The organism is Sphingobium sp. YR768 (genome assembly GCF_900111125.1).
GTDB lineage: Bacteria > Pseudomonadota > Alphaproteobacteria > Sphingomonadales > Sphingomonadaceae > Sphingobium.
The window spans coordinates 130,528-154,766 of record NZ_FOGE01000001.1; the positions used below are offsets into that span (position 1 = coordinate 130,528).

General features: G+C 65.0%; 24 protein-coding genes. 3 read left to right on the forward strand and 21 right to left on the reverse strand.

Annotation, left to right across the window (positions count from 1 at the left end):
* Positions 1 to 12: 12 nt before the first annotated feature.
* The 21 genes from ftsZ to BMX92_RS00705 form a co-directional block, all read right to left on the reverse strand.
* Positions 13 to 1,443 (reverse strand): cell division protein FtsZ, encoded by a 1,431-nt coding sequence (ftsZ, locus tag BMX92_RS00610; RefSeq protein WP_093011241.1) that lies wholly within the window; start codon positions 1,441 to 1,443, stop codon positions 13 to 15.
* Between the two features lie 106 nt (positions 1,444 to 1,549).
* The gene (ftsA, locus tag BMX92_RS00615; RefSeq protein ID WP_093010446.1) at positions 1,550 to 2,833 is read right to left on the reverse strand and encodes a cell division protein FtsA; all 1,284 of its coding nucleotides are present in this window, start codon (positions 2,831 to 2,833) and stop codon (positions 1,550 to 1,552) included.
* Positions 2,834 to 2,839: 6 nt separating this feature from the next.
* Positions 2,840 to 3,808, reverse strand: coding sequence for a cell division protein FtsQ/DivIB (locus BMX92_RS00620; RefSeq protein ID WP_093010448.1), 969 nt, complete (start codon positions 3,806 to 3,808; stop codon positions 2,840 to 2,842).
* Complete coding sequence (locus tag BMX92_RS00625; protein ID WP_093010450.1) at positions 3,801 to 4,751, reverse strand: D-alanine--D-alanine ligase; 951 nt, start codon at positions 4,749 to 4,751, stop codon at positions 3,801 to 3,803. The genes BMX92_RS00620 and BMX92_RS00625 overlap by 8 nt, the downstream gene beginning before the upstream one ends.
* Positions 4,748 to 4,903, reverse strand: a complete 156-nt coding sequence (locus tag BMX92_RS27235; RefSeq protein ID WP_177184890.1) for a hypothetical protein — start codon at positions 4,901 to 4,903, stop codon at positions 4,748 to 4,750. The genes BMX92_RS00625 and BMX92_RS27235 overlap by 4 nt, the downstream gene beginning before the upstream one ends.
* Positions 4,900 to 5,808, reverse strand: a complete 909-nt coding sequence (murB, locus tag BMX92_RS00630; protein WP_093010452.1) for a UDP-N-acetylmuramate dehydrogenase — start codon at positions 5,806 to 5,808, stop codon at positions 4,900 to 4,902. Before murB ends, BMX92_RS27235 begins: the two co-directional genes overlap by 4 nt.
* Positions 5,790 to 5,987 (reverse strand): hypothetical protein, encoded by a 198-nt coding sequence (locus tag BMX92_RS00635; RefSeq protein ID WP_093010454.1) that lies wholly within the window; start codon positions 5,985 to 5,987, stop codon positions 5,790 to 5,792. The genes murB and BMX92_RS00635 overlap by 19 nt, the downstream gene beginning before the upstream one ends.
* Positions 5,987 to 7,411, reverse strand: coding sequence for a UDP-N-acetylmuramate--L-alanine ligase (gene murC / locus BMX92_RS00640; protein ID WP_093010456.1), 1,425 nt, complete (start codon positions 7,409 to 7,411; stop codon positions 5,987 to 5,989). The genes BMX92_RS00635 and murC overlap by 1 nt, the downstream gene beginning before the upstream one ends.
* 148 nt (positions 7,412 to 7,559) lie before the next feature.
* Entirely contained in the window at positions 7,560 to 8,741 is a 1,182-nt protein-coding gene (gene murG / locus BMX92_RS00645; protein ID WP_093010458.1) for an undecaprenyldiphospho-muramoylpentapeptide beta-N-acetylglucosaminyltransferase, read from the reverse strand.
* Complete coding sequence (ftsW, locus tag BMX92_RS00650) at positions 8,738 to 9,940, reverse strand: putative lipid II flippase FtsW (protein ID WP_093010460.1); 1,203 nt, start codon at positions 9,938 to 9,940, stop codon at positions 8,738 to 8,740. Before ftsW ends, murG begins: the two co-directional genes overlap by 4 nt.
* A gap of 47 nt (positions 9,941 to 9,987) precedes the next feature.
* Complete coding sequence (murD, locus tag BMX92_RS00655; RefSeq protein ID WP_093010462.1) at positions 9,988 to 11,373, reverse strand: UDP-N-acetylmuramoyl-L-alanine--D-glutamate ligase; 1,386 nt, start codon at positions 11,371 to 11,373, stop codon at positions 9,988 to 9,990.
* A gap of 4 nt (positions 11,374 to 11,377) precedes the next feature.
* Positions 11,378 to 12,451 (reverse strand): phospho-N-acetylmuramoyl-pentapeptide-transferase, encoded by a 1,074-nt coding sequence (mraY, locus tag BMX92_RS00660; protein ID WP_093010465.1) that lies wholly within the window; start codon positions 12,449 to 12,451, stop codon positions 11,378 to 11,380.
* Complete coding sequence (gene murF / locus BMX92_RS00665; protein ID WP_093010467.1) at positions 12,451 to 13,842, reverse strand: UDP-N-acetylmuramoyl-tripeptide--D-alanyl-D-alanine ligase; 1,392 nt, start codon at positions 13,840 to 13,842, stop codon at positions 12,451 to 12,453. The genes mraY and murF overlap by 1 nt, the downstream gene beginning before the upstream one ends.
* Positions 13,843 to 13,948: 106 nt before the next feature.
* The gene (locus BMX92_RS00670) at positions 13,949 to 15,391 is read right to left on the reverse strand and encodes a UDP-N-acetylmuramoyl-L-alanyl-D-glutamate--2,6-diaminopimelate ligase (protein ID WP_093011244.1); all 1,443 of its coding nucleotides are present in this window, start codon (positions 15,389 to 15,391) and stop codon (positions 13,949 to 13,951) included.
* Positions 15,391 to 17,094, reverse strand: a complete 1,704-nt coding sequence (locus tag BMX92_RS00675) for a peptidoglycan D,D-transpeptidase FtsI family protein (protein WP_093010469.1) — start codon at positions 17,092 to 17,094, stop codon at positions 15,391 to 15,393. The genes BMX92_RS00670 and BMX92_RS00675 overlap by 1 nt, the downstream gene beginning before the upstream one ends.
* A complete protein-coding gene (locus BMX92_RS00680) occupies positions 17,094 to 17,744 on the reverse strand; it encodes a colicin transporter (protein WP_093010471.1) in 651 nt (216 codons plus the stop codon). Before BMX92_RS00680 ends, BMX92_RS00675 begins: the two co-directional genes overlap by 1 nt.
* On the reverse strand, positions 17,741 to 18,694 hold the full coding sequence (gene rsmH, locus BMX92_RS00685; protein ID WP_093010473.1) for a 16S rRNA (cytosine(1402)-N(4))-methyltransferase RsmH: 954 nt from the start codon (positions 18,692 to 18,694) through the stop codon (positions 17,741 to 17,743). The genes BMX92_RS00680 and rsmH overlap by 4 nt, the downstream gene beginning before the upstream one ends.
* On the reverse strand, positions 18,691 to 19,188 hold the full coding sequence (locus BMX92_RS00690; protein WP_093010475.1) for a division/cell wall cluster transcriptional repressor MraZ: 498 nt from the start codon (positions 19,186 to 19,188) through the stop codon (positions 18,691 to 18,693). The genes rsmH and BMX92_RS00690 overlap by 4 nt, the downstream gene beginning before the upstream one ends.
* A 207-nt stretch (positions 19,189 to 19,395) precedes the next feature.
* The gene (locus BMX92_RS00695) at positions 19,396 to 20,649 is read right to left on the reverse strand and encodes a Gldg family protein (protein ID WP_093010477.1); all 1,254 of its coding nucleotides are present in this window, start codon (positions 20,647 to 20,649) and stop codon (positions 19,396 to 19,398) included.
* Positions 20,650 to 20,678: 29 nt separating this feature from the next.
* Complete coding sequence (locus BMX92_RS00700) at positions 20,679 to 20,975, reverse strand: hypothetical protein (protein WP_093011247.1); 297 nt, start codon at positions 20,973 to 20,975, stop codon at positions 20,679 to 20,681.
* Between the two features lie 41 nt (positions 20,976 to 21,016).
* A complete protein-coding gene (locus tag BMX92_RS00705) occupies positions 21,017 to 22,012 on the reverse strand; it encodes a cysteine synthase A (protein WP_093011250.1) in 996 nt (331 codons plus the stop codon).
* 194 nt (positions 22,013 to 22,206) lie between these two features.
* Here BMX92_RS00705 and BMX92_RS00710 point away from each other — a divergent pair, with 194 nt between their 5' ends.
* From BMX92_RS00710 to BMX92_RS27840, 3 genes are all read left to right on the forward strand, one after another.
* On the forward strand, positions 22,207 to 23,187 hold the full coding sequence (locus BMX92_RS00710; RefSeq protein WP_093010479.1) for a cell wall hydrolase: 981 nt from the start codon (positions 22,207 to 22,209) through the stop codon (positions 23,185 to 23,187).
* Positions 23,188 to 23,569: 382 nt separating this feature from the next.
* Positions 23,570 to 23,698, forward strand: a complete 129-nt coding sequence (locus BMX92_RS00715) for an entericidin A/B family lipoprotein (RefSeq protein ID WP_056683165.1) — start codon at positions 23,570 to 23,572, stop codon at positions 23,696 to 23,698.
* 166 nt (positions 23,699 to 23,864) lie between these two features.
* Complete coding sequence (locus BMX92_RS27840; protein WP_256213228.1) at positions 23,865 to 24,236, forward strand: excalibur calcium-binding domain-containing protein; 372 nt, start codon at positions 23,865 to 23,867, stop codon at positions 24,234 to 24,236.
* The last annotated feature ends 3 nt before the right edge of the window (positions 24,237 to 24,239 follow it).

The window sequence follows — 24,239 nt, forward strand, 5'->3', positions numbered from 1 at the left end:
CGCGCCGGACGATCACTGGTTGTTCTGGCGGTTGAGGAAGCGGGGAACATCCACGCCCGGCGCCGCATCGTCGGCGCCCGGCGCCTTTTCGCTGCCACGTGTCAGGCCGGCCATGCGTTCGAACAGCGTGCCGCCGGTGGCGACGCGCGGTGCGGGCGCAGGCGCCGGGGCGAGCGCGGCCGGTTCGGCGCTGTCCGCACCCAGAACCAGTTCGTCCTGATCCGGCCCTTCGTCCGAGAAGACGGCGGCGGGACGGGACGGGGCAGGCGCGGCGGTCGGCTGCAACGGGGCGGGCGCTTCGGGCACGTTGAGTTCCAGCGCTTCCGGCTGAGGGGCCGGGGCGGGCTTGGGCGCGGGAGCCGGGGCGGGCTGCGGCGCTACGGCGGCGGCAGGCCTGGCGGGCGTCTGCGGCACGGCGACCGCCGGGCGGCTGGCGAAGCTGAACGGCTGGGTCAGCGGCGCGGCGTTGCCACCGGCTTCGGCTTCGATGCCGGTAGCGACCACCGACACGCGGATCTTGCCATTGAGGCCGTCGTTGAAGGCGCTACCCCAGATGATGTTCGCGTCCGGGTCCACCAGTTCGCGGATATGGTTGGCGGCTTCGTCCACTTCCATCAGGCGCATGTCGTCGCCACCGACGATCGAGACGATAACGCCCTTCGCACCACGCATCGACACGCCGTCGAGCAGCGGGTTGGCGATCGCCTTTTCAGCGGCCTGAAGCGCGCGGCCGTCGCCTTCCGCTTCGCCGGTGCCCATCATCGCCTTGCCCATTTCGCCCATTACCGAACGGACGTCGGCAAAGTCGAGATTGATGAGGCCCGGCATGATCATGAGGTCGGTGATCGAGCGCACGCCCTGTTGCAGAACCTCGTCCGCCATCTGGAACGCTTCCTTGAAGGTCGTGTTCGGATTGGCGATCAGGAACAGATTCTGGTTCGGGATGACGATCAGGGTGTCGACATGCTTTTGCAGCTCTTCGATACCCGTTTCGGCCGACTTCATGCGGCGATTGCCTTCGAAGGTGAAGGGCTTGGTCACGACGCCGACGGTCAGGATGCCGCGATCACGCGCGGCCTTTGCAATGACGGGGGCTGCGCCAGTGCCGGTGCCGCCGCCCATACCGGCGGTGATGAAGCACATATGCGCGCCGTTCAGCGCTTCCTCGACCGAGGCGATGGTTTCTTCCGCCGCCGCCTTGCCGATTTCGGGGCGCGAACCGGCGCCCAGACCTTCGGTGATTTGGGGCCCAAGCTGGATGCGGCGTTCGGCCGGCGAGCTGTTGAGCGCCTGCGCGTCCGTGTTCGCCACGATGAAGTCCACGCCCTCTACCGAGGCGGCGATCATGTTCGCGATGGCATTGCCGCCTGCGCCACCGACACCGATGACCGCGATACGCGGCTTCAGTTCGTCCACATGGGGCGGGCTGATTTCAATGCTCATATATTCTGCTCCCTCAGCTTCCTCGTCAGGAAGCGACACCGTCATCATTCGTTAACACCAGAAAATAGGGGATTCACCACCTAATTTCGTCTTCGTACAAATTCATTCAATAGTTGGTCTTCATCGCGCGCATCATTCGCTGCCACCACATGGGCGCACCGATACGGTGCACCGTCTGCGGCGCGGGCGCCATCGTGCGGAGATCAACCGGGTTAGAAGCGCCATAAAGCGCCAATCCCGCCAAAGTTGCGAAGGCCGGTCCACTATGCGCTTCGGGCATGGCGGACAAGCCCCTTGGCCGTCCGATCCGCACGGCGCGGCCCAGCGCGCCCTGTGCATAATCGGCAATGCCCTTCATTTCCGCGCCGCCGCCGGTCAGCACGACCTGACGCCCGGTGGAGTTGAAGCCCATGCCCGACAGGGCGGCATTCACTTCGGTCATGATCTGGTTCAGCCGTTCGCAGATGACGCCGACCAGCGCAGCGCGGGTGATCTTGCCCCCTTCCGCATTGGGACCGGCGGCCTGCCCCGGCACGGCCACTTCGCCATGGGGCGGCGCAATCTCGATCATCTCGCGAAAATCGCGCGGGTTCTGCATCGCCGAGCCGTAAAAGCATTTGATCCGCTCCGCCTGACTGCGACGAATGCCGAAGGCCGAGGCGATATCGTCGGTAATGTCCGACGCGCCCAGCGGGATCGAGTGGAGCCCGACCAGCATGCCGCCGGCATAGAGCGAGACATTGGTTACGCCCGCGCCGATCTCCACCAGCGCGACGCCCAGATCGCGCTCCTCCTCCGACAGGCAGGCAAGGCCGGTCGCGATCGGCGCGGCGACGATCGAATTGACGTTCAGATAGGCGCCACGCACGCACAGGTCGAGATTGGCGAGCGGCGCGCCATCCGCCAGCACGACATGGATGTCGACGCCCAGCAGGTCGGCATGCATGCCGATCGGCTTCTTGACCGGCACCTTGCCATTGATGGTGAAGCAGGTGGGCTGCGCATGCAAAACGATGCGGCCATCCGGGTCGATCCCCTGTTGCCCGGTTGTGAGCAGATCGTCGATATCCGCCTGTTCCACGCGATAGCCGCCCATGTCGCGTTCGACCGTGACGACGTCGCTGACCAGCGATCCGCCCGAAAAGCTGACCCAGACATCCTCGATATTGGTGCCCGCGACCCGCTCGGCCTGTTCCACCGTTTCGCGCACGGCGAGTTCGGTCCGCTCCATGTCGGCAATGAAGCCGCGGCGCACGCCCCGGCTTTCCCGCTGTCCCGTGCCCAGGATCGCAAGTTCGCCAGTGTCGGTGCGACCTGCGATCAGCGCCGACACTTTCCAGGAGCCAATGTCGATCGCGGTAATGAGCTTTTCGACCTTGGGCTGCGCCATGCTGTCTTAGCCTTCCTCGCCCTGAGCCGGCGCCTTGGCGCTGTCCGTCGCGCCGCCCGCCGTTCCACTTGCCGTCGCGCCGGTCGGCTTTTCCTCCACCTGCCCCTGTGGCAGGCGCAGGACGAAACGATCGGGATCGCGCATGTCGAACTTGACGATGCCCCGGCCGAGCAGCCGGTTGACGCCGTCCATGCGCGCGAAATTCACCAGCGCAGAGGCTGAATCCTTGTCACCCTCCGGCAGGGAAAGCGTCTCCCCCGACTGAAAGCGCAAGTCCCAGCGACGGTTCCCGACCCAGGTCGCGCCGGCCAGCATCGGCTTCAGCGCCGGGGCATTTTCCATCAGCTTGTTGAGGCCCGCCGTCTGGAGATTGGCGCTGGGACCAACGACCAGAGGCAGGTCCGGCATGGCGCTGGCGGAGACAGACTGCAACACCACGCCCTGCACGTCGATCAGGTGCAACTGGCCTCCATGCTGCCACACGGCGACCGGATCGCGCTCGACAATGTCGACCACCAGCGTATCGGGCAGGCGGCGGGAAATGCGCGCATCCTTGACCCAGCCGAGTTTCAGCATTTCGCGCCGCACCTTTGGCAGGTCGAGCGCAAGCATGGAGCGATCCACCTGCCCCAGCGCGATATTATAGACGGGCAGTTCGTCCATCCGCTCGACGCCGCGCACTTCGACCTTCTCGACCTCGAAACCGGCGCGGGCGGCGAGTTCCGCCGCCTGCTGGCGCGCCATGTCGGGCAGACCCATGTAGATGCCGATGCCGATGGCGACGCCGCCGAATATGCCGACGATCGCCCAACTCGCCATGCGTTGCAGCGTGGCTTCGCTGACGGGGAGCATTTCGAATAGCTGATCGACCCAGCTACGGCGCTTGAGCGCGCGGCCGCGACCGCCTTTCGTCGCCCTGCCCTTCGCGCTGCTCAGCCGTGCGGTGCCGCCGCGTCGGATGCGTGCTTCAGCCATCCTTCTGTCCCCCGGCGCGGTTCAGCGCCTCCTCGACAATAGTCTCTACCAGCGTGGCATAGTCAATGCCCAGCTTCGCCGCCTGTTCGGGGACGAGGCTGAGCGGCGTCATGCCCGGCTGGGTGTTGACCTCCAGCAGGTAGAGCCCTTCGATACCCTGTTCATCGTCCCAGCGGAAGTCGGCGCGCGACGCGCCCTTGCAACCCAGCAGCTGGTGCGCGCGCAGCGCAATCGCCTTGCAGGCTTCACTGATCTCGGCGGGGATGTCCGCCGGGCAGATATGGTCTGTCATGCCGTCGGTATATTTGGCGTCGAAATCATAGAAGCCGCTCTTGGGCCGCAATTCGGTGACGAGCAAAGCCTCATCGCCCAGCACGGCAGTCGTGAGTTCGCGGCCGCGAATATAGGGTTCGGCCAGCAACTGCGGGAAATCCTGCCAGGGGCCGACGCTGTCGCGGGCGATGGGATTGCCATAATTGCCCTCCGCCGTGACGATGGCGACGCCGACCGAGCTGCCTTCATTGACAGGTTTCAGCACATAGGGACGCGGCAGCGGATCGGCCGTAAAGAGGCTTTCGCACTCCACGATATGGCCGCCGGGCATGGGGATGCCGTGCGGCAGCAGCGCCTGCTTGGTCAGTTGCTTGTCGATCGCGATGACCGACGTGGCCAGGCCGCTATGGGTGTAGGTGAGGCCCATCAGGTCCATCATGCCCTGCACCGTGCCATCCTCGCCGGGAACGCCGTGGAGCGCGTTGAAGATCACGTCGGCCTTCGTTTCAGCAAGGCGCGCAGCGACATTGCGGTCCATGTCGATCCGCGTGACGGTGTGCCCGCGCGATTCCAGTGCCTTGGCCACGCCCTCGCCCGACGACAGCGACACCGGCCGCTCCGCCGACCAGCCGCCCATCAGGACGGCGACATGCCAGGGGCCACGGGTCATGCGATTTGCTCCAGACTAAAACCGTTCGGGCTGAGCTTGTCGAAGCCCTGCCCTCCTTGAAGAAAAGTGCAGCCCCCTTCGACGCCGCCTGCGGCGTCGCTCAGGACAGGCTTCGACAGGCTCAGGGCGAACGGGTTGAGAGTATCGTTCATTTGCGCCCCACCCGCTGGATTTCCCATTCCAGTTCGACGCCGCTCTTTTCCTTCACGCGGCGGCGGACTTCTTCGCCCAGCGATTCGATGTCGCTGCTGGTGGCGTCGCCGGTGTTGAGCAGGAAATTGGTGTGCTTATCGCTCACCTGCGCGCCACCCAGAGCCAGGCCGCGACAACCCGCTTCGTCCACCAGCGCCCAGGCCTTGTGCCCGTCCGGATTCTTGAAGGTCGATCCGCCGGTCTTGCTGCGCAGCGGCTGGCTTTCCTCACGCGCGGTGGCGATGCGGTCCATTTCCGCCTGTATCCCGGCCGGTTCGCCCGGTTCGCCCCGGAAAGTCGCGCTGACCACGACCGCGCCGTCGGTCAGGTTCGAATGGCGGTAGCTATAGTGCAGGTCGCTGTTGAGCAATGTCACCTGCTCGCCCGAACGCAGCACCAGATCGCATTCCACGAGGATATCGGCCGTTTCCCGGCCATAGGCGCCGCCGTTCATCCGCACGAAGCCGCCGACCGTGCCGGGGATGGAGCGCAGAAATTCAAGGCCCGCTATCCCCGCGTCCCGCGCCGTCGAGGAGACGAGGATGCCCGATGCGCCGCCGCCGCAGCGCAGCGTCGTGGCGTCCAGCGCCTCCACCTTCGCGAAGGGCTTGCCAAGGCGCACGACCACGCCCGGCACGCCGCCATCGCGCACGATGAGGTTGGAGCCAAGGCCCAGCGCCATCACCGGCATCGCCGGATCGAGCATGGCCATGAAATCGGACAGATCGTCGGCATCCTTCGGCTCGAACAGCCATTGCGCCGTGCCACCCGCCTTGAACCAGACGAGCGGGGCCAGCGGCGCATCGGCCTTTAGCGTGCCGCGAACGGGCGGGAGGGTGGAAGCCGTCAAGCGCGCATGCCCCACAGGTTCATCCAGCTCTTCACCGCCTTCATCCCCGCCTGCCCGGCATCATGGGCGGCAAGGTTGGTCCGGACCTGCTTCTGCGCGGCCTCCACCATGTCGCGCGCGACCTCCACGCCCTGCATCTGGGCGTCGATCATGCGCTTCTGCATTTCCAGACCGACGCTGAACAGTTCGAACATCAGGCGGTTTCCTTCGCCTGCGCGACGGCCGTGGCAAGGCCCGCCGCCCATTTGGTGATGTCGCCCGCGCCAAGGCAGATGACCATGTCGTCGGGCTGGATATCGGCGGCAATCGCCTTCGCCAGATCGTCCGCATCGGTGACGGTCGAGGCATGGCGATGACCGCGCCGCTTGAGCCCGGCGACCAGCGCGGCGCTGTCCACGCCCTCTATCGGCTGTTCGCCCGCGGTGTAGACCGGGGCGGCATAGACGACATCGGCGTCGTTGAAGGCCTGCTGGAATTCATCCATCAGGTCGCGCAGGCGAGTGAAGCGGTGCGGCTGGACCACGGCGACGACGCGGCCTTTCGCGCCTTCGCGCGCGGCGGCGAGCACGGCCTTGATCTCGACCGGGTGGTGGCCATAATCGTCGATGACGGTGGCGATGCCGCCCGCAACGTCGATCTCGCCGACCTTGGTGAAGCGGCGCTTCACGCCGCCGAACTTGGCAAAGCCGGTCTGGATGGTCGCATCGTCAATGCCCATTTGCAGCGCGACGCCGATGGCGGCCATGGCGTTCAGCACATTGTGGCGGCCGGGCATCGGCATTTCGATCCCCTCGATGCGGCGGATCGATCCGTCGCGTTCGCGGATCTGGATGTCGAAGCGGTTGCCGCCGGGAATGGGCTGGACATTTTCGCCGCGAATGTCGGCCTGCGCCGAGAAGCCATAGGTGACGATGCGGCGATCCTGCACGCGCGGCAGGATGGCCTGCACTTCGGGATGATCGAGGCAGAGCATCGCCGCGCCATAGAAGGGCACATTGCCGACGAATTCGACGAAGGCGTCCTTCACCCGGTCGAAGCTGCCATAATGATCCAGATGTTCCGGATCGATATTGGTGACGACCGCGATCGTGCCGTCGAGTCGCAGGAAGCTGCCGTCGCTCTCGTCGGCCTCCACGACCATCCAGTCGCTGTTGCCCAGACGCGCGTTGGAGCCATAGCTGTTGATGATGCCGCCATTGATGACGGTCGGATCGACGCCGCCCGCATCCAGCAGCGCCGCGACCATGGAGGTCGTCGTGGTCTTGCCATGCGTGCCTGCGACCGCGACGGTCGATTTGAGGCGCATCAGTTCGGCCAGCATTTCGGCGCGGCGGATGACGGGGACGCGGGTTTCCAGCGCCAGTTCGACTTCGGGGTTGCCGCGCTTGATCGCGGTGGAGGTGACGACCACGGCGGCATCGCCCAGATTTTCGGCCTTGTGGCCGATCATCACCTTGATCCCCTTGGCGCGCAGCCCTTCCACGACATAGCCTTCGGCCACGTCGGACCCCTGCACGCTATAGCCCAGATTATGCATCACTTCGGCGATACCGGACATGCCGATGCCGCCGATACCGATGAAATGGATCGTGCCGATGTCGGTGCCGACACCCTTCATGCTATTCCTCCCCAATATGGGGAGGGGGACCGCCGCGAAGCGGTGGTGGAGGGGGTTGCCCCCACGCGCCGCACCGGGAGGATAGCCCCCTCCGTCTGGCCTGCGGCCAGCCACCTCCCCGTGCCGGGGAGGGTTTTGAACATGGACATCATGCAGGGACGCCCTGCAAATTGAGGCTGGTCGGCGTCGGGCCGACCGTGACCGGATCATTGACGATGGGCGCATGGCCGATGCTTTCGAGCAGATCGGCCATGTCGCGCGCGGCGTTGGGGCGCCCGCAATTGCGGGCGCGCCTGGCGGCATTTTGCAGCGCGCCGGGTTCCAGCGCCATTTTCTGCATCTGCTTGGCCAGTTCGACCGCGGTGAAGCGGGCCTGCGGGATGGTGCGGGCGCCGCCGGCCTCGGTCATTTCCCTGGCATTGGCGGTCTGGTGATCGTCCATCGCGCTGGGCAGCGGGATGAGGATCGCCGGGCGGCCCGCGCAGGTGAGTTCGGCCAACGTGGAGGCCCCTGCCCGCGCGATCACCAGATGCGACCAGCCGAGCTTTTCGGGCACATCGTTGAAATAGGTGGCGAGGTCGGCGGGGATTTCCATCTCCGCATAGACTTTGCGGACGCGCTCAATGTCCTCGGCGCGGCATTGCTGCGTGACTTGCAGGCGGCGACGCAGTGCGATGGGCAGCATCGACAGGCCTTCGGGCACGACGCTGGACAGGATGGAGGCGCCCTGACTGCCGCCGATCACCAGCACGCGGAAGACGCTTTCGTCGGTCAGCGCGGGGAATTCCTCCTCGCGCAACTGCTTCACTTCCTCGCGCACCGGATTGCCGATCAGGTGAACCTTGCCCGCATAGCCGCTCTTGAGCCGCTGGACGTCGGGATAGGCGGTGGCGATGGCGTCGACCCGGCCGGAGAGCAGGCGGTTGACGCGCCCCAGCACGGCATTCTGCTCATGAATGGCGGTCGGGATGCCATCGGCCAGCGCGCCCAGCAAAGCGGGCATGGCGGGATAGCCGCCGAAACCGACGACAGCGGTCGGGCGGAAGGTTTCGTTGAGGCGGCGGGCCATGGCGCGACCGGCCAGGATCGCCTTCAGCGCGCCGGGCCAGCTTGCCGGATTCTTGGTCATGCGGCCGGCAGGCATGACATGGACCTGCGCCCGATTGTCCGGTGCATGATCGAAGATGCCGGGGATCTTCGCGCCGCGCTCATCGGTGACGAGGGCGACATGATGGCCGCGCGCCATCAACTCCTCCGCCACGGCATGGGCTGGAATCATATGACCCCCCGTCCCGCCGGCGGCGAGGACGAAGTGACGGGAAATGCTCATCGACCACTCCATTTGACGACCGTGTGCCGACCCATGAAGGGGTTGCGCCGCGTGAATGCGAGCAGCAGGCCGACGCCGATACAAAGCGCCAGCATAGAGGAGCCACCGTAGCTGATAAAGGGCAGCGTCATGCCCTTCGACGGAAATATCTGCGCATTGACGCCCATATTGATGATCGCCTGAAGTCCAAATTGCGTGGTGAGGCCGGCGGCGGCGAGGATGGTGAAATTATCCTCCTCGTCCAGCAGGCGCAGCAGAACGCGCACCACGATGGCAAGATAGACGCAAGCGATGGCGATGCAGGCGAGCAGGCCGAACTCCTCCCCGATCACCGAGAAGATATAGTCGGTATGCGCTTCGGGCAGGCGGAACTTGTTCTGGCCGCCGCCCGGCCCGACGCCGGTGAAGCCGCCATGGGTGATGGTGCGGAAGGCAAGGTCCGTCTGGTCCGGGCCGGTGTCCATCTGCACGCCGATGCCGAGGAAGTCGTTGATGCGCTGACGGCCATTTTCATAGAACATGTAGACGCCGACCAGGCCCGCAAGGCCCATGCCGCCCAGCATCGCGATCCAGCGCATTTCAAGGCCCGACAGCAGTAACAGACAACCCCAGCAGGCGAGGAAGATCACCGTCTGGCCAAAGTCCGGCTGGCGCATCAGGATCGCCGCGATCAGCAGCGTCATCGCGCCGGTCAGCGGCATGACGGGCAGATTCTGGTCCTTGGCGCGCAACGACAGCAGCCAGGCCAGCGTCACCACATAAGCGGGCTTCAGAAATTCCGAGGGCTGGAAACGGAAGCCGGGCAGGTCGATCCAGCGCTTCGCGCCGTTCACCGTGCTGCCCAGGATCGGCACGAACAGCAGCATCAGAAAGAAGAAGGCGCACAGGAAAATCGCCAGCCGCCGCGCCTGTGGCCGGGGCAGCATGGAGATGACCAGCATGATCGGCAGGCCGATGAAGACCCACATCAACTGGCGGTAGAAATAGATCAGCGGGTTGACCGCAACCGAGGCCGTCGACCGGTCGATCGCGGCGACCGGCGACGCGGCGGCGACGGCCACCAGCCCGATCGCCATCAGCGCGACGATCAGCGACAGGAGGACGCGGTCGATTTCCCAGAACCAGATGGCGAGCGCCGTTCGCTCACGCGGGACGGTGCGGGCGCGGAAGCCCTTCACCAGTTCACCAGCCCTGAACATTCTCGTCCCTTCCCTGCTCATGCCCTGCCCCCGCAACAGCCACGACGTTATTCAAGTGCGTTCACGGCCGCGGCGAAGGCATCGCCGCGCGCCTCGAAATCCCGGAACTGATCGAAACTGGCGCAGGCCGGCGACAGCAGCACGACATCGCCCGGCCGGGCGATCCGCGCGGCACGCCGGACGGCGGCGCTTAGCATTTCGCTGTCATCCACCGCCATATGGGGGCGCAGCAAGTCGGCGAACATATGCCCCGCTTCGCCGATGGTGTAGGCGTGGGCGATGTTCGCATAATGGGGGACGCATTCGTCCAGATTGTCCGACTTGGCGACGCCGCCCAGTATCCAGTGGATACGGGGCTTGCCATCCTTGGCTGGCCATGCGGCCAGCGCCGGCGCGGTCGAGGCGGCATTGGTCGCCTTGCTGTCATTGACGTAGAGGACACCGTTGAGCGTGCGGACGGCCTGCATTCGGTGGGGGAGCGAGGCGTAGGTTTTTAGCGCCTCACTTATATCCACCTCTGCGACCCCCAACGCCGAACAAGTCAAAATCGACGCTATGGCGTTCTCAGCGTTATGCGGCCCTTGCAGTGCTGGCCAATCCTTCTGAGTGCTCAGATGGTCGCGAGCAGCCGTCTGCCCGCTCTCGTCAAAAGCACCCCAAAGTTCATAGGGATCGCTGACGTCATCATTATAATTGGTCCAGATTTGATACTGATGCTGCTCTGCAAGCTGATGATATAATTTCTGCCCAAATTCCGTATGCCAATTCAGGACACCGACATGAGGCGGCTTCATCATGTCAAACAGCCGAAGCTTCGACGCGACATAACCTTCGAACCCATCATAGCGATCCAGATGATCGGGCGTGATGTTGAGCAGCACCGCGACATCGCAGTCGAGGCTGTGGGTCAGGTCGATCTGATAGCTGGACAGTTCCAGCACATAGACGCCCACGCCGTGGAGGTTCGGCTCCAGCGGCGGCTGGCTGAGGATCGGCAGGCCGATATTGCCGCCCATCACCGTGGGATAGCCCGCCTGCTGAATGATATGGTGGATCAGCGCCGTGGTGGTCGACTTGCCATTGGTGCCGGTGATGCCGACGACCTTGTGCGGCGGCAGCGTCGGGCGGGCGAGCGCGAACAGTTCGATATCGCCGATGATCGGCACCCCGGCCAGCTTCGCGCGCATGGCGATGGGGTGGCGATTGAGCGGCACGCCCGGCGACACGACGATGCCGTCGAAACCGGCCAGATCGATCTCCATCGGATCGCCCAGCTCCGCCTTGTCCGCGACGAGGGCGCGCGCTTCTTCCCGGCTGTCCCACGCCACGACGCGCGCGCCGCTGGCCACCAGCGTGTCGACGGTGGCGAGACCGGAACGCGCCAGCCCCAGCACGGCATAGGTCTTGCCCTTGAACGCTTCCGAAACGATCATGCGCTTACCTCAGCTTCAGCGTAGCAAGGCCGGCGAGCGCCAGCACGAAGGCGATGATCCAGAAACGGATCACCACGGTCGGCTCGGCCCAGCCAAGCTGTTCGAAATGATGGTGGATCGGCGCCATCTTGAACACGCGCTTGCCGGTCCGCTTGTAGAAGAAGACCTGGATGATGACGCTCATCGCTTCGACCACGAACAGGCCGCCGATAATGCCCAGCACGATTTCATGATGGGCGGTGACGGCGATCACGCCGATCGTGCCGCCCAGCGCGAGGCTGCCGGTGTCGCCCATAAAGACGGCGGCGGGCGGCGCGTTGAACCAGAGGAAAGCAAGGCCCGACCCGATGATCGCGCCGCACAGGATCGTGAGGTTGCCCGCGCCCGGCACATGGGGGATGCCCAGATATTGGGCGAAGTCGGCGCGACCCACCAGATAGACGATCGCCATGAAGGCCATGCAGGCGATGATGACCGGCATGGTGGCCAGACCGTCGAGCCCGTCGGTCAGGTTCACCGCATTGCCGAACGCCACGATGACGAAGGCGGCGAAGCAGAAATAGAAGGGCCCAAGCTCGATCGCGGGACCGTTATAGAAAGGCACATAGAGCGCGGTATTGCCATGCTGGTGCACGATCATCCACGCCGCGACGCCCGCGATCAGAAATTCGAACAGCAGCCGCATCTTGCCCGACAGGCCCTTATGACTGGCCTTCGTCACCTTGTCATAATCGTCCAGGAAGCCGATCGCGCCGAAGCCCAAGGTCACGAACAGACAGGCCCAGACATAGGTGGAACTAAGGTCCATCCACAGCAGCACCGACACGACCATGGAGGTCAGGATCATCAACCCGCCCATGGTCGGCGTGCCACGCTTGGCAAGGTGGCTTTGCGGGCCATCGTCGCGGATCGGTTGCCCCTTGCCCTGACGCACGCGCAGCCAGCCGATGAATTTGGGACCGATGACGAGACCGATGATCAGCGCGGTGAAGATCGCCGCGCCGGCACGGAAGGACAGATAGCGGATGAGATTGAAAATCCCCGCAAAATCCAGAGTCTGGGCCAGCCAGTATAGCATTAGGTCTTGTCTCCGTCGCGGGCGGCTTCGCCAAGGGCGGCGACCAGGCGGGACAGGCCCACGCCATTGGAGCCCTTGACCAGGATCGCGTCACCCGCGCGCATTTCGGTTTGGATGAGGGGGATGGCACTCGCCGTATCGGGCACATGGGCATAGGGGATGAGGCCATCCAGCGCATCGGCCAGCGGCGCCATTTCCTGTCCCACCAATATGGCGAAATCGACCTGCCCCGCGCGCAGCGGTTCGGCAAGGCCGGCATGCAGTTCGGCGCTGCGGTCGCCCAGTTCGCGCATCCCGCCCAAGATGGCAAGGCGGCGATCGGCATTTTCGCGACCCAGTTGCGTGAGCGTCGCCTTCATCGACAGCGGATTGGCGTTGTAGCTTTCGTCGATCAGCAGCGCTTCGCCACCGGCGACGGGCAGGATGCGCCGTTCGCCCCGGCCAGGCAGGCCCGGCATTTCCGCGAGCGCAAGGCCCGCCGCCGCCAGATCGCCACCGACCGATTCCACCGCCGCCAGCACGGCCAGCGCATTGGACACCCAATGATCGCCGGGCGCCGCCACGGTGAAGCAGAGTTCGGCTTCGGGCAGCTTTGCCGTCACCAGACTGCCGCCGGTCGGCGCGGGTACGACCTCCAGCGCATGGACATCCGCCTGCGAATTCATGCCGAAGGTCAGGATGCGGCCGGCATGGCGCTCCGCCTTGTTGTAGAGGGTCGCGACATGCGGGCTGTCATAAGGGATGATCGCGGTGCCGCCCGGCTCCAGCCCTTCGAAAATCTCGGCCTTGGCCTCGGCGATCTTCGCTTCGGTGCCGAAAAACTCGATGTGGGCGGGCGCGATGGCGGTGACGATCGCAACATGGGGACGGACCTGCCGTGTCAGGGCAGACAGTTCGCCGGCATGGTTCATACCCATTTCGAAAACGCCAAACGCGCTGTCCCGCGGCATGCGGGACAGGCTGAGCGGCACGCCGACATGGTTATTGTAGCTTTTGACGGAGCGGTGCGCACGCCCCTGCATGGCGCGGTCCAGCGCCTGATGCAGGGCCTCCTTCGTGCCGGTCTTGCCGACCGATCCGGTGACGCCGATCACCTTGCCCGCCATGCGCTTGCGCGACGCTCTTCCCAGCGCTTCGAGCGCGGCGGCGCTGTCGGGGACGAGGATATGGGGGTGGGCGACGGGTGCGCTGACGATCGCGCCGGCTGCGCCCTGCCCGAAAGCCTTGTCGACGAATTTATGGCCGTCGGTCGCTTCGCCCTTCATCGCGACGAACAGGTCGCCCTGCCCCACTTCGCGGCTGTCGAAGGCGACGCCCGAAACGGCGAACGGCGCCGACGCGGCGCCGCCTGTTGCCTGGGCGATTTCAGCGGAGGTCCAGAGGTCGGTCATTTACCGTTCCCCTGCATAAACATCCGTTCGTGCTGAGCTTGTCGAAGCACGCGCGCGCCCTTCGACAGGCTCAGGGCGAACGGAGGTTGGTGGAAGATTCCCTTATTCAACCCGCGCACTCCCGCGCGACGGTGACGTCGTCGAAGGGGAGGACGCGGTCGCCGATGATCTGGCCCTGTTCATGGCCCTTGCCCGCGAGCAGGACGATATCGTCCGCGCCCGCCTGACCGATGGCGGCGGCGATGGCGGCGCGGCGGCCGCCAATCTCCTGCGCCTCCGGCGCGCCTGCCAGCACGGCGGCGCGAATGGCGGAGGGTTCTTCGGAACGCGGATTATCGTCCGTGACGATGACATGGTCGGACAGGTCGGCCGCGACCTTCCCCATCAACGGACGCTTGCCCGCATCGCGATCTCCGCCGGCGCCGAACAGGGTGATCAGCTTGCCGCGCGTATGCGGACGCAGCGCCTCGATCGCGGCTTTCAGGCCATCGGGCGTATGGGCATAATCGACATAGACCGGCGCGCCGGCCCGGCTGATGACGGCGCGTTCCAGACGGCCGCGCACCGGCTGCACCCGGCCGAGCAGTTCCAGCACCTTGGCCGTATCCGCGCCGGTCGCGATCACCAGCGCCGCGGCGGTCAGCGCATTGGCAGCCTGATAGGCGCCGATCAGCGGCAGGTTGACCTTGCAGGACTTGCCATCGGCCTCGACCTCCAGCGTCTGGCCCAACTGGGTCGGGGTGCGGTTGGCGAGCCGAAGGGCCTGCCCCTGCACCCCGACGCTCAGCACACGAAGCCCCCGCTTCGTAGCCCGCTGGATAACCTTGTCCGACCAGGCGTCATCCGCCCAGACGATTGCCGCGCCGCCCGGCGCGACCACTTCGTCGAACAGCCGCATCTTGGCGTCGAAATAGCTGTCCATGTCGCCATGATAATCGAGATGATCGCGCGACAGGTTGGTGAAGGCGCCAGCCACGACCGGCAAGCCTTCGGTGCGATATTGGTCCAGGCCATGGCTGGAGGCTTCGAACGCGGCATGGGTGATGCCCTCGCGCTTGAGGCCCGACATGTTGGCGAGGAAGGTGACAATGTCCGGCGTGGTGAGGCCGGTCGACACCTGATCGACGGCCGTCGTGACGCCCAGCGTGCCGATGGACGCGGACTTGTGGCCCAGCATCCGCCATAGCTGGCGGGCGAGTTCGACCGTGCTGGTCTTGCCATTGGTGCCGGTGACGGCGACGGTAACGTCCGGGAAAGGCGCAAAATAACGCGCGGCCATCTGCGCGAAGAGGCGGCGGGGATTGGCATGGGCGATATGGATCGCGCCTTCCACCTTCGCTTCGGGACGAGCGACCACGGCGACCGCGCCGGCCTTCACCGCTTCGGGAATATAATCCTCGCCATTGACGCGCAGCCCCTGAAAGGCGCCGAACACGGTGCCGGGCGCGACTTTGCGATTGTCGATGGCGAAACCGGTCACGGACGAGTCGAGGCCGGCGCCTGCACCGACCTCAACGTCCAGCTCCTCGATAAGCGACCCGAGGCGCATCATTCTTTCTCCTTGTCGCCGTGCAGCAGCGGCATCAAATCCGAAATATCCACGTCACGGCGTTCGTCCGGCATCACGCCCAGCATCGGCCCGGTGCGTTCGATCACCCGCTTCACCACCGGCGCGGCGGTCCATGCAGCGGTGCGCAGGCCATATTGGCCCGTCGCCTCATCCATCGTGACGAGGACCACATAGCGGGGGCTATCCATGGGGAAGGCAGAAGCGAAAGTCGTCACCAGCGAAGTCTTGTTATAGCGCCCTTCCTGGGGCTTTTCGGCCGAACCCGTCTTGCCGCCCACCCGGAATCCCTTGGCGTCGGCGCTACGCCCTGTACCCGCCGACACGATCATCCGCAACAGTTGCCGCATCCGCGCGCTGGTGGCGGCGGAAAAGACCCGGCGCCCCTCCGGCACCTGATTGGCATCCAGCTTGCGGATCGTCGCCGGGCGCCAGATGCCGCCATTGACGAGCGCGGCATAGGCCGCCGCCAGATGCAGCGGCGTGACCGCGATGCCATGACCATAAGCCGTGGTCATGCTGGTGATCCGGCCCCAGCTGGACGGCCAGATGCCCTTGGCCCGTTCATTGAACTCGATCGGCGCGCGCTGGTCGAAATCCAGGCTGCGGAACATCTTCTGGAGCGGCGCCGCCCCCATTTCGTCGGCAATGCGCGCGGTGCCGATATTGGAGCTGTGGACCAGGATTTCGGGTACATTGATCCAGCGGCCGAGCGAGTGATCGTCGCGGATGCGGAAGCCCGCGACGGCCAGCGGCGCGGTCGCATCATAGCGCTTGCTCATGGACGTCACGACGCCCGCATCCATGGCCGCCGCGATCGACAGCGGCTTGAAGGCCGAGCCAAGTTCGTAGCGAGCCTGCACCATATGGTTGCAGAGCGGCGATTCAGAGCAGCGCTTGCCGGCGTAATTTTGCAGCTTGTTGGGATCGAAGACGGGGATGGAGGCCATGGCGATGATCTCGCCGGTATTGGCGTCCATGATGATGCCGCCCGCGCCCTTCGCCTTGGTCTGCACCAACTGCGCATAAAGTTCGCTTTCCAGCGCGCCCTGCACCCGGCTGTCGATCGACATGGCGAAGGGCTTGCTGCGGTCAGCCTGCTTGGTCAGCCGGTCGTTGAAGGCCGCCTCCACGCCCATGCCGCCCACGCCTTCGCTATTGGGCGCGAAGCCCAATATATGCGCCGCCAGCGTGCGCTGGGGATAAAGGCGTTCCTTTTCGCGGGGAAATTCGATGCCGATTTCGCCCAGCGCGTTCACCGCCGCCACTTCCTCCGGCAGCGCGCGACGACGCAGATAGGCCCAGCCCCGGCCGGTCAGCTTCTTGTAGAAGGCGGCTTCGGGTTCTTCGGGGAAAATCTGGTGCAGCTTGCGCGCCAGTTCGGCTGGGTCGCCGATCAGCTTGGACGGGCGGACGGCGACCGAATAGGCGTCCATGGTGCGGGCCAGCGGTACGCCGTTGCGATCCACGATGTCGGCGCGCGCTGGGACGAAGGCGGCCAGCGCATCGTCGCCCGAGGCCCCATGGGCAAAAATGCCGACCCAAATGAGCCGGCAGATCACAATCGCAGTAATGCCCATGAACAGGATGAGCAGCAGCATCAGCCTGTTATGGGCAATGGCAGTCAGGTTGACCCGCTGCCGCCCGGCGCGGGGTCCGCCGGGCTGGACGATGATTGTCGCCATCAGCGTGCCTCCTTGCGCTTCTCGCGCGCCGCCTTGGCTGTCAGGTCGCCCAGCGTGCTGTCATCCAGCAGCTTGGCGTCCAGCATGGCCATCCGCTCCGCCTTGCGCGCGATCGGATTGGGGCGCGACACGTCGGCATCGGCCTTCGCCTGCTGCACCGGGGTTCGGGGCGCGGGCTTGGGCAGCTTCTCGATATTGTCGGCGGCATGCGCCTCCCGGATCACGGCGATATCGCTGCGAATCTGGGTCGCGGCCGGGCTTTCGGGAGCCTTTTGCGGGGCGGAGGGCAGGTCGGCCGGGGTTTCGACCATCGCCACCATCACCGGCGGCGCGACATAGTCCGGGCCATTGGGCTGCACGCCGTCCAGATGCGCCAGCGCCTGTTCCCCGCCCAGATATTGCTGGGCGGTGGGCGTCGCATACATGAAGTCATGCTGGTTCCAGTTTTCCAGCTGCCGCATCGAGGCGCGCGCGCTGAATTCCGTTTCCAGATAGCGGATATCGGCCTTGGCCCGCGCGATCTGGGCGCGCACCTTCATCAGGTCATTGCGCTCGGTCGCGACCTTGAGCGACACCATATAGGCCCCCAACGCCCCCAGCGCGACGAGGATGACCCAGATCAGGCTCTGCAACCTCTTGACGGCGATCATGCGCGGGCACTCCGAGGGGACTTTTGGGCGGGGGCAGATGTACGAATGGCGGACCGCAGCGTGGCGGATCGGGCGCGGGGGTTACGCGCCAGTTCCGCTTCACCGGGCTTCACCGCCTTGGCGGGCTTGGCGAAGGTCGGCTGCGGACCGGCGGCGCGTTCGGGCATATGCCGGGAGCCGCCACTGTCGCCGCCGCTGCGGTTGCGCAGAAACTGCTTCACGATACGGTCTTCCAGACTGTGGAAAGTGACGATCGCGAGGCGACCGCCCTCCTCCAGCAGCGTTTCCGCCGCTTCCAGCGCCAGCTCCAGCTCCTCCAGCTCGCGATTCACATGAATGCGGATCGCCTGGAAGGTGCGGGTCGCCGGGTCTTTCTTGTCATGCGGCTTATGGCCCAGCGCTTTGCGGACCACGGCGGCAAGCTGGCCGGTGCGCTCCAACGGGCGCGCCTCCACGATCGCGCGGGCGACGCGGCGCGATTTGGGTTCATCGCCATAGCGATAGATGACGTTGGCGATCTCTTCCTCAGGGGCATTGTTGAGGAAATCGGCGGCGCTCATGCCGTCCTGGCTCATCGTCATGGTGAGCGGACCGTCCGACTGGAAGGAAAAGCCGCGCTCTGCCCGATCAAGCTGCATCGAGGAGACGCCGATATCCAGCGTGATGCCCGACAGCTTGTCGATCCCGCGTTCCGCCAGATATTCCGCCATGCGCGAAAATTCGCCGGGGATGAGCGTGATCTGATGCGCGTCGGCCACCGCCTGCCCTTCGCGGATCGCATCCGGGTCGCGATCGAAGGCGAAGACGCGCGCACCGGCACGGGCCATGGCGCTGCTATAGCCGCCCGCACCGAACGTGCCGTCGACATGGATCTCGCCGGGGGCAATGGCGAGGGCGTCGAGCACTTCTTCGATCAGGACGGGGATGTGCGGGGCAGCGGAGTCGCTCACTTGGCAGCCCCTTCCGCACGCGCATCGATCCAGCGGCGGACCTTGTTGCGGATCAGCGCCGGGCGATCGGGGCTTTCGACCAGCGCTTCAGGCTTCCAGATCTGGAAGTAGCGGCCCACGCCATAGAAGAAGATCGCGTCCGTAATGCCTGCTTCTTCCTTGATATCGGGGTGGAGGAAGAAGCGGCCGGCATCATCGAAATTCACGTCCTCGATCGTGCCGAGTCGGTTTTCGCGCTCAAGGTCGGCATTGAAGTCGCGCCCGGCCTCATAGGCCTGACGCTCCAGCTTCTCGACCTCTTCGAACAGATATTGCTTGTGGGACAGGCCAAAGCCGGTGGCGCAACCATTGTCGAAATGGACCGACAGGCACAGGCGATTGTCGCCGCCGCTGGCCTGCTTGACCAGCTTGCGCATCTCCAGGGGCAGCACGAAACGGCCTTTGCCGTCCGCGACGCTGAATGCGTTGCCCGAATAGAGAATAACGTCCGACACGTTGGCGACCTGACCCCTTGTTTTCGGGACGCAGGCCGTCCGTCGCCGGAATCATGAGAAACACCATCCAGCGCACAGGACAACGCAAAGCCTGACGAACCCCAATGCTGGTTTTCCTACCAAGCATGGGGGTGGACTGCAATGGGAAAGCATGGGTGAAGTTGGGAAAAGACGGTGAAATGCGGGACTAACCGGATTTGTTATCTTTCACATCTCCATATTCTCTTTTTGTTCCGGGACCACCCCCGGCCTTTCCCGGCGAAACAGCGCTGCACCCACTATCGCCCATATCATCCCAGCCAAAAGCGCCCGGCCGACAGCCTGCGCGACTCCCTGCGCCTCCTGCATCCAGCGCCGCTCGCCGGGGATCGGCGCGCCGCCCAGCCAGTGGACGACACGGGCGGGCGTATCGGCCACCCAGTAGCGGGGATCGAGCGGATGGGCGGGATCGGCGAGCCAGAGCCGGTCGTCGATCGGATCGGCGTCGCCCAACAGCAGCACCTCCCCCCGCCCCATCTTCTTGCGATGCACGATCGAGTCACTTGGCCAATCGCCCGGCCCGACGATGCGATCGTCCGGCCCGGCCCGGAAAAGCTGAACGCCGGACAAGGTGACGACATAGCCATCGGGCGTCCGGTCGCGGATTTCCGCGGTTTTGATGTCGATCGGCCGGAAGCCCCAATGGGTCAGCAGCGGCTGCAACAGGCTAGTGGACGGGGCACGGCGGCGGTCGCCCAGCGGCAGGTCCGACGGCCAGCGCAGCAGCGGATCGGCCAGCACCAGCACCGTGCCGCCATCGCGCACCCATTGGTCGATCGCGACCAGTTGCGCCGGTGCCAGCGCGCGCGGCTGGGCCAGCAGCAGGCGGCGGGCGGGCGAGGTCTTCAACTGAAGCGGATCATCCAGCGGGATGACGGTGAAGCGGGCGCGCAGGATCGAGATGATCGGCGCATCGCGCAGCCCACCCTTTCCCATTTCATCCCAAAAGAGCGGCAGGCCGGTGATGACGGCAAGGTCGGGACGATCCGGGACAGGATGGACCGGCTGGGCCGGACCGCGCCAGAGGAGCAGAGCCGCGAACAGCAGAAGCATGATGCTCGTTCCGGCACGCTTCGAGAGAAATCGGGAGGACGAGGAGCGCGGACGGAGCAACGCCCCGGCAGCAACGGCGAGCATCGCCAGCGTAGCAAGCCCCAACGCCGCGCCGGGATCAGGTGCACGCCCTGCGGCCAGCGCGCAGAAGATCAGCTCCGCCCCGACGCTGCCCAGCGCCACCCAGCACAACATCGCCCAGCCCCGCCGCGCCAGCAGGAATCCCGCCCCGGCCAGCAGCACAGCGGCGGGAACGCCCCAATCCCACGGATCGGCCTGCCCGGTCAGCAAGGCGCGCCACAGCCCGGCGATAAAAATCGCCAGCGGCGCAAGCCAGAGCCAGAGGAATCGCTTCAGGCCCGCCTTCATCGGCGGCGGTCCTGCCCGCGCTTCATCGATCAGCGCTGCTGCTGGGCGGGGTCACGATTGCGGATATTGGGATCGGGCTGAAGGTCGGGCACGATCGGCGCCTGTTCCGCCGCGGGCTGCACGCCCAGTTCGGCCAGCGGCTCCTTGGGCGAGACGGCATTTTGCGTCAGGGTCGGCACCACTGGCGGCGGTAGCGCGGCATCATCGATCCGCGCCTTTTCAATGACGATATTGGCCAGACCCACGAGCAGCACCACACCCGCCAGTCCGGTCAGGCCGATCTGGACGCGCTGTAACCCTTCCTGTCGGCGGGGTGTTTCAGCCATGGTCTTGCTCATATCATCATCGCCGCGACCCGTGTCGGCGGTCATACAGTCTGCGCGAGCCAGGGGAAGACCGTCAAGCCCTTAGATTCCAGCCATTGCCGGTTGTAGAGGGTCGACAGATAGCGGAAGCCGGTGTCGCACAATATGGTCGCCACCCGCTTGCCCGGCCCCAATTGCTTCGCCAGCGCCACCGCGCCCGCGACATTGATGCCCGACGACAGGCCCATACACAGACCTTCCTCGGCGAGCAGGCGGCGGACCCAGTAGAGCCCCTCCTCGTCCGAGATACGGAATTGCGTATCGATCGGCGCACCTTCCAGATTGGCGGTGATGCGGCCCTGACCAATGCCTTCGGCGACCGACGATCCTTCGGCCTTCAGTTCGCCATGGGCATAATAGTTGAACAGCGCCGCGCCATAGGGATCGCTAAGCGCGATGGTGATGGCTTCATCCTTCGCCTTGAGGCCAAGGCCTACGCCCGCGATCGTGCCGCCGGTGCCAGCCGCGCAGGTGAAGCCGTCGATCCGGCCTTCCATCTGGGTCCAGATTTCCTCGGCCGTGCCGACGATATGCGCCTTGCGATTGGCGATATTGTCGAACTGGTTGGCCCAGACCGCATTTTCCGTCTCTTCCGCGATGCGGCGCGACGTGTGGACGAAATGGCCGGGGTTGGAATAGGGCGCTGCGGGCACCGTCACCAGCTCCGCGCCGAGCGCGCGCAGCGTGTCCATCTTTTCCCGGCTCTGCGTCTCGGGCATGACGATGATCGACTTATAGCCCTTGGCATTGGCGACCAGCGCCAGACCGATGCCGGTATTGCCAGCCGTCCCCTCGACAATGGTGCCGCCGGGCTTGAGCAGCCCCTTTTCCTCGGCATCATTGACGATGAACAGGGCGGCGCGATCCTTCACGGAGGCGCCGGGATTGGCGAATTCGCATTTGGCGAAAATGTCGCAGCCCGTTTCCTGGGAAGGGCCGGTGAGGCGCATGAGCGGGGTGTTGCCGATGAGCGCGAGACTATCTGTTTGAAGCAGCATGGCACCCGCATAGCGGAGGCGGCGCGGCTTTGCCAAGCAAGGGAATGCTGCACGGGCAAAAGGGGGGATTTTAACCTTTGCGCCATAGGCCGTCCCATGGCGGCACAGGCGCATCGACGGGGCAGATTTTGCCGCCGAAATAGGCTAAGGGGACCGCCGACGCTATCGGGCGGCACGGATTTTCAGGGCAGGACATGCCGGCATTTGCTTGGTTTCAGGGATGGAAGGGCCATGTCGCGATCGCGCTGATCGCGCTGTTGCTGCTTGTCGCCCCGCGCCTGATCACCGCCGCGCCGCTGGATATGCTGGATAGCGAACAGGCGAATGGCCGCTTCGTCGATCCGGCCGAGGAGTCTGCTCAGAATTTCCCCGGATCGGCCTTCTTCTACGCCGAGGGCGCGTTCGACCCGGTGCCGGGCGTCGATACGGTGAAGAGCGAGCATGTGCTGGGGCTGGAAGCGGTGAAGGCCGCGCCGGCCGCGATCTTCCGCGGGATGAGCGCGCTGGACAGCTATCGCGCGCTCAACTGCCTGACCTCCGCCATCTATTATGAAGCCGCCAACGAACCGGACGAAGGCCAGCGCGCGGTGGCGCAGGTGGTGCTGAACCGGGTGCGCAGCCCGCTATGGCCCAACAGCGTGTGCGGCGTCGTCTATCAGGGATCGGAACGGACCGATTTCCATTGCCAGTTCACCTTCAGTTGCGACGGATCGATGGCGCGCATGCCGGTGGCGGCGGCCTGGGCAAGGGCGCGGCGGGTGGCACAGGATGCGCTCAATGGGCAGGTCTATGCGCCGGTCGGGCTGGCCACCCATTATCATACGCTGGCGGTGCGGCCCGTCTGGTCCTCCAGCCTTCAGGCGGTGGCGGTGATCGGCGCGCATATCTTCTATCGCAATCCCGGCTTCAACGGCACGGCGGCGGCGTTCAGCGACGTGTATCTGGGGCGGGAGACGATTTCCGGCCCGGCGCGGACGTCCTGGCCAGCCAAGCCCGTGCAGCCGGTCGAGATGCTGGGCGCGCCCTATATGCCGCCCGCCACGGCCTTGCCCGCGCCATCTGCTGCGCCTGTGACCGGATGGAGCGCACCGGCTGCCCCCGCCGCACCGCAGGACAGCTTGCCGGAATCGACCATACGCCCGGAATATCGCAACAGCGGGCGACCGCTGATCTGACTTTTCAATCCCGGAAACGGCGATTTTCTTCGGGTTAATCGCCGATAACCATCGAAGTGCTTGTTATACCGACCGAATAAAAAAGCGATTTTTTCTGTCGATTGCGGGAACCTTCCAGGGCCATGAAGGGTTCTACATTCCGGATAGCAAATCTTTTGCCCCCCGCTCTTGCTATCCACATAATATGAGCCCGGAACGTATCTCCCCCCGACGCGTTCCGGGCTCAGACTTTTTTGGGCAGCTTTCACCCTGAAATCCTTATTCTTTTTGGGAAATCATTATTCTTTCCGGCTGCGGAACGGATGTTTGCGACGCGGGTTTTCCTCCTGTCGCCGCCATCGCCCCGGCAAGGGCGGCTGCAAGGTTTTGAAGGAGACTTTAGATGACCAAGAAAATTCTGGCCGCTGTCCTGCTGACCGGTTCGCTGATGGTCGCTGCTTGCAACACCGTCGAAGGCGCTGGCCGCGACGTGCAGAGCGCCGGCAAGGCCGTGGAAAAGTCAGCCAACTAAGCGCGACCTACCCGGTTCCCAAACACTCCCTAGCATGGCCCGTCTCTCATAAGGAGGCGGGTCTTTTTTTGTCTGAAGGAGGCCACCCGACAAGGACGGGCTTCCCTGCAACTGATCCTTTACCCGATTGGGCGATATTGATCCAATGGTGACAAAGGATTTTGCAGTGAAAGCCGCCCTGTGCGCTGTCGTCATGGGCCTGGCAGGCGGCACCGCTAGCCGTTTCTTCGAAGCACCAACGACACCCCCGGTGTCCACGTACACCGATATGCCATGGACGCCGACCCGCAACAGCATCGGCAAGGAACGGCCAATGTCGGCCGACGATCTTGACCGGCAACAACCCGGTCCGGACAGGAAAGCGCAACCTGCCCCTCGCCCCCGCCCGACCGGGACGCAGTCTGGCTGGTCCTATCGCAATTGTGCCGAAGCAAGGGCAGCGGGCGCCGCACCCATATTGCGCGGGCAGCCCGGCTATGGCCCGCATATGGATGGTGATGGCGATGGCATTGCCTGCGAACCCTATCGCAGGCGATAGGTG